At 68.1% G+C, this 4879-nt stretch carries 5 protein-coding genes; 3 read left to right on the top strand and 2 right to left on the bottom strand.

The features are described 5' to 3' along the window. Positions 1-540 (bottom strand): Rossmann-fold NAD(P)-binding domain-containing protein (locus ACRDU5_RS17325; RefSeq protein WP_526615900.1); only part of this gene is annotated, 540 nt, incomplete at its 3' end. A gap of 106 nt (positions 541-646) precedes the next feature. After that, a complete protein-coding gene (locus ACRDU5_RS17320) occupies positions 647-1825 on the bottom strand; it encodes a transposase (RefSeq protein ID WP_526615898.1) in 1179 nt (392 codons plus the stop codon). A 125-nt stretch (positions 1826-1950) separates the two neighbouring features. Here ACRDU5_RS17320 and ACRDU5_RS17315 point away from each other — a divergent pair, with 125 nt between their 5' ends. The 3 genes from ACRDU5_RS17315 to ACRDU5_RS17305 form a co-directional block, all read left to right on the top strand. Then, positions 1951-3090: an acyl-CoA dehydrogenase family protein gene (locus ACRDU5_RS17315; RefSeq protein ID WP_526615897.1), complete on the top strand. Its 1140-nt coding sequence runs from the start codon at positions 1951-1953 to the stop codon at positions 3088-3090. Between the two features lie 64 nt (positions 3091-3154). Next, positions 3155-4372, top strand: a complete 1218-nt coding sequence (locus ACRDU5_RS17310; protein WP_526615901.1) for an acyl-CoA dehydrogenase family protein — start codon at positions 3155-3157, stop codon at positions 4370-4372. Then, the coding region (locus ACRDU5_RS17305; protein WP_526615896.1) for a tyrosine-protein phosphatase at positions 4369-4879 on the top strand (511 nt) is incomplete at its 3' end. The genes ACRDU5_RS17310 and ACRDU5_RS17305, both read left to right, overlap by 4 nt.

The raw sequence follows: 4879 nt of genomic DNA, 5'->3' as shown, positions 1-4879 counted from the left end.
CAGTCCGGCCACCCCGACCCCGAGCACCAGAACGGTGGCCGGCTTCACCGTGCCCGCCGCGGTGGTCAGCATCGGGAAGAACCGCGTCGACTCCGATGCGGCCAGCAGCACGGCCTTGTAGCCGGCGACGTTGCCCTGCGACGACAGCGCGTCCATCACCTGCGCCCGGGAGATCCGCGGAATCGCCTCCAGCGCGAACGCCTGCACACCCGCCGCCTTGAGCGCCTCGATCTGATTGTCCTCGATGCGCGGGGCCAGAAAACCGATCAGGGTCTGCCCGTTGTGCAGCTTGCCCACCTCGTCGGCGGTCGGCGGCGCCACCTTGACCACGATGTCGGCCGCCCAGCCGTCGCCGATCGTGGCACCCGCCTCGATATAGAGGTCATCCGGCAACAGCGCGTTTTCCCCGGCACCGGCTTCGACGACAACTTCCACGCCGCTGTTGACCAGTGGCGCCACCGCCTTCGGCACCAGCGCCACCCGCCGCTCGCGCACGCCGGACTCCCGGACCACCCCGACAGTGGTGTGCGTGTCTGTCATGACCTGACACCCTAACCGCTACCGGCAGTCACATCTAAATCGCCCGGTGGCCCCGGATACAGTGCTGACCGTGACTTCTCTGACGGTTGAAGCCGTCAGCTTCTTCTCACGCGGCGTGCGCGTGGTGGGCCAGTCCAGCCCGCAGGATGTTGCGTGCGGCGTGCTCGTCGGCGTGGGCGGTATGCCCACAGCGCCGACAGGTGAACACCGCTTGGGTGAGGCGATTCTCCTTGGCTGCATAACCACATCTTTCGCATCCATCGGAGGTGTGCCGGGGATCCACTTCAATCCAGATGCGTCCAGCGTCTTCCGCTTTGGCGCGCAAAATCGAGAGGAACTGCCCCCAGCCAGCGTCACTGATGCTCAAGTTCAGCCCGGACTTGGCCGCCGCCCCATTCGGCAGGAACGCACCGGCCACGTCGGGGTCGGCCACGGGCTTGGCTCGGCGCACCATATTGGCGATCGCCAAATCCTCCACCGCGATCACGTCGTAGCACTCGACGAGCGTCCGGGCGGTCTTGTGGTGGAAGTCGCGCCGAGTGTTGGCGATCTTGCGATGCCGCGCAGCGAGCGTCTCCCGCAGCCGGCCCCGGTTCTTGGAACCCCGCTTGGCTCGGGCCAGCCGCCGCTGCGCACCGGCCAGCGTGTCGGCCGCCGCGCGCGCCCAGCGCGGGTTCTCGACGTGGGCGCCATCGGAGGTGGTGGCGAAGCTGGCGATCCCGACATCAACACCAACCCGACGACCGGTAGCCGGCAACAGATTCTCGGACACCTCGTCACAGGACAAGATCAGCATCCAGCGCCGGCCTTCACGCCGGATCTGGATGGTCTTCACCCGCCCCGCCACCCGCCGGTGCATCGTCACTTTGACCTGACCGATGCCCTGCAGATACACCCGCGCCCGCGCGGGGTGCCAGCGCGCACCATCGCCGTCTTTGGGCCACTGCACGCTGTCGAACCGGCTGTGGCCCTTGAACCGCGGAAACCCGGGCCGCTGCCCGGCCCTGACACGGCGAAAGAACCCATCGAAGGCCCTGTTGAGGCGGCGCAGGGTGGCCTGCTGGCTGGAGAACGACCACACCGCCGCATCCGGGCGTACCGACCGGATGTCGCTCAGCTGAGCGGATTGATCTCCGTAACGGATCCGGGTCTTACTGTGTACCCACGCATCACGGCGTTCCTGCAACGCCGCGTTATACAACTCCCGATGCGACGCGACGCACGCCGCCATCGCGATGTGCTGACGCGCGGTCGGCCGCATCCGAAACTTGTATGCCCGCCTCACTCCGAGCCATCCCGACGCAGCGAACTCACCCCGCCAGGCGTGACACCAAACCGGCCCGCAGCCATGCCCGAACCCTACGAAACGACACCGACAGCTAAAGCCGACGATCGCCTCGGGGCGCACTGATGGCCGTCGACCGGTTACTGCCGTCGCAGGAGGCAGCAGACCTCATCGCGCTCACCCGCGACGTCGCCGACAAGGTGCTCGACCCGATCGTCGACGCGCATGAGAAAGCGGAGACCTACCCCGAGGGGGTGTTCGCGCAGTTGGGCGCGGCGGGGCTGCTGAGCCTGCCCCAGCCCGAGGAGTGGGGCGGCGGGGGCCAGCCTTACGAGGTCTATCTGCAGGTGCTCGAGGAGATCGCGGCCCGGTGGGCGGCGGTCGCGGTCGCGGTCAGCGTGCACAGCCTGTCGTCGCACCCGCTACTCGCCTTCGGCACCGACGAGCAGAAGCGGCGCTGGCTGCCCGGCATGCTGTCGGGTGAGCAGATCGGCGCCTACAGCCTGTCCGAGCCGCAGGCCGGTTCGGACGCTGCGGCACTGCGGTGCGCGGCCACCAAGGCCGACGACGGTGGCTATCTGATCAACGGCTCCAAGTCGTGGATCACCCACGGCGGCCGTGCCGACTTCTACACGCTGTTCGCCCGCACCGGGGAAGGTTCGCGCGGCATCTCGTGCTTCCTGATCCCCGGCGACCTGGCGGGCCTGTCGTTCGGCAAGCCGGAGGAGAAGATGGGGTTGCACGCCGTTCCCACCACGTCGGCGTTCTACGACCACGCGCATGTCGAGGCCGATCGGCTCATCGGCGAGGAGGGGCAGGGGCTGGCGATCGCCTTCTCCGCATTGGATTCGGGCCGGCTTGGCATCGCCGCGGTCGCCGTCGGGTTGGCGCAGGCCGCGCTGGATGAGGCCACCGCCTACGCCAACGAACGAACGACGTTCGGCCGCAAGATCATTGACCACCAGGGTCTGGGGTTCGTGCTGGCCGACATGGCCGCCGCGGTTACCAGTGCGCGGGCGACGTACCTGGACGCCGCACGCAGGCGCGACCTGGGCAGGCCGTATTCGGGCCAGGCCAGTGTCGCCAAGCTGATCGCCACCGACGCCGCGATGAAGGTGACCACGGATGCCGTCCAGGTGTTCGGCGGCGTCGGTTATACCCGCGACTATCGCGTCGAGCGCTACATGCGCGAAGCCAAGATCACCCAGATCTTCGAGGGCACCAACCAGATTCAGCGGCTGGTCATCGCGCGGGGTCTGTCGTAGCGGGTTCGGGCGGCGCGCCTGCCCAGTCTGCAGACCCTTTAGTGTGGCCTACATGGACTTCGCGATGTCGGCCAAGGCGCAGGATTACCACAAGCGGCTGTCCGCATTCATGACGGAATTCGTCTTTCCCGCCGAGGCGTCCTACCAGGCGTACCGCCGTGCGGCCGGGCCCGACGACCACACGGTTCCGCCGGTCATCGAGGAGCTCAAGGTACTGGCCAAGGAGCGGGGACTGTGGAACCTGTTCCTGCCGTCGATCTCCGGGCTGACCAACCTGGAGTACGCGCCGCTTGCCGAACTGTCGGGCTGGAGCCTGGAGATCGCACCCGAGGCGATCAATTGCGCGGCTCCCGACACCGGCAACATGGAGACGCTGCATCTGTTCGCCACCGGGGAGCAGCGCAAGCAGTGGCTGGAGCCGCTGCTGGACGGGCAGATCCGCAGCGGGTTCTCGATGACCGAGCCGGCGGTGGCCTCCAGCGACGCGCGCAACATCGAAACGCTGATCACCCGCGACGGTGGCGATTACGTCATCAACGGCCGCAAGTGGTGGACCACCGGTGCATCCGACCCGCGCTGCAAGATCCTGATCGTGATGGGCCGGACCAACCCGGGCGCGGCCAGTCACCAGCAGCAGTCGATGGTGCTGGTGCCGATCGACACCCCCGGGGTCAACATTCTGCGCTCCACGCCGGTGTTCGGTTGGCAGGACCAGCACGGCCACTGCGAGGTCGTCTACGACAACGTGCGGGTGCCCGCCACCAATCTGCTGGCCGAGGAGGGTTCGGGGTTCGCGATCGCGCAGGCGCGGCTGGGTCCGGGCCGGATCCACCACTGCATGCGGGCGCTCGGGGCCGCCGAGCGTGCGTTGGCGTTGATGGTGGACCGGGTGCAGAAGCGGGTCGCGTTCGGCAAGCGGTTGGCCGAGCAGGGTGTGGTACGAGAGTCAATCGCCAAGTCGCGCAACGAAATCGATCAGGCGCGCCTGCTGTGCGAGAAGGCGGCGTGGACCATCGACCAGCAGGGCAACAAGGCCGCACACCTGCTGGTGTCGCAGATCAAGGCGGTGGCCCCGAAGGTGGCCTGCGATGTGATCGACCGCGCCATCCAGGTGCACGGCGCCGCGGGCGTCAGCGACGACTTCCCGCTGGCCCGGCTCTACAGCTGGCACCGCGCCATGCGGCTGTTCGACGGCCCGGACGAGGTGCACATGCGCACCGTCGCGCGTGCGGAACTGGGCAAGGAGAAATCGGCCTTCGCCGCGGCGGTGACGCAGGAGTGACCATCGACACCGGGGAACTGTCGGGGGCGTGGAACTTTCGCGACGTCGCGGAGGAAACCGGGCTGCGGCCGGGGCGGTTTTTCCGGTCCAGCGAGCTGACCGGGCTGGACGACGTCGGCCGTGGCCTGTTCCGCCGGCTCGGCATCACCGATGTCGCCGACCTGCGCTCGCCGCGGGAGGTGGAGCGTCGCGGGCCGGGGCTGGTGCCCGACGGCGTCGCCGTGCACCTGTTGCCGTTTCCCGACGTGTCCGCGGTCGACGGTGAGGCGCCGCACGAAGCGACCTTCCAGAAGATGATGAGCGAGAAGCCCGACGACGAAGACGTCGCCGTGGCGGCCGGGCGATTCATGACCGAGGAGTACCAGCGGTTTCCGACACTAGGCGGTGCCAGGCGAGCGGTGCGGCAAGTGATTTCGCTACTCGCGGATGGCCGCCCTGTCATCGCGCACTGCTTCGCCGGCAAGGACCGCACGGGTTTCACGGTGGCGACCGTGCTCGAGACGCTCG

Source organism: Mycobacterium sp. (assembly GCF_050701515.1).
GTDB lineage: Bacteria > Actinomycetota > Actinomycetes > Mycobacteriales > Mycobacteriaceae > Mycobacterium.
Note: the sequence above shows the minus strand (reverse complement) of the source record. Positions and strands in the feature narration are given on the sequence as shown.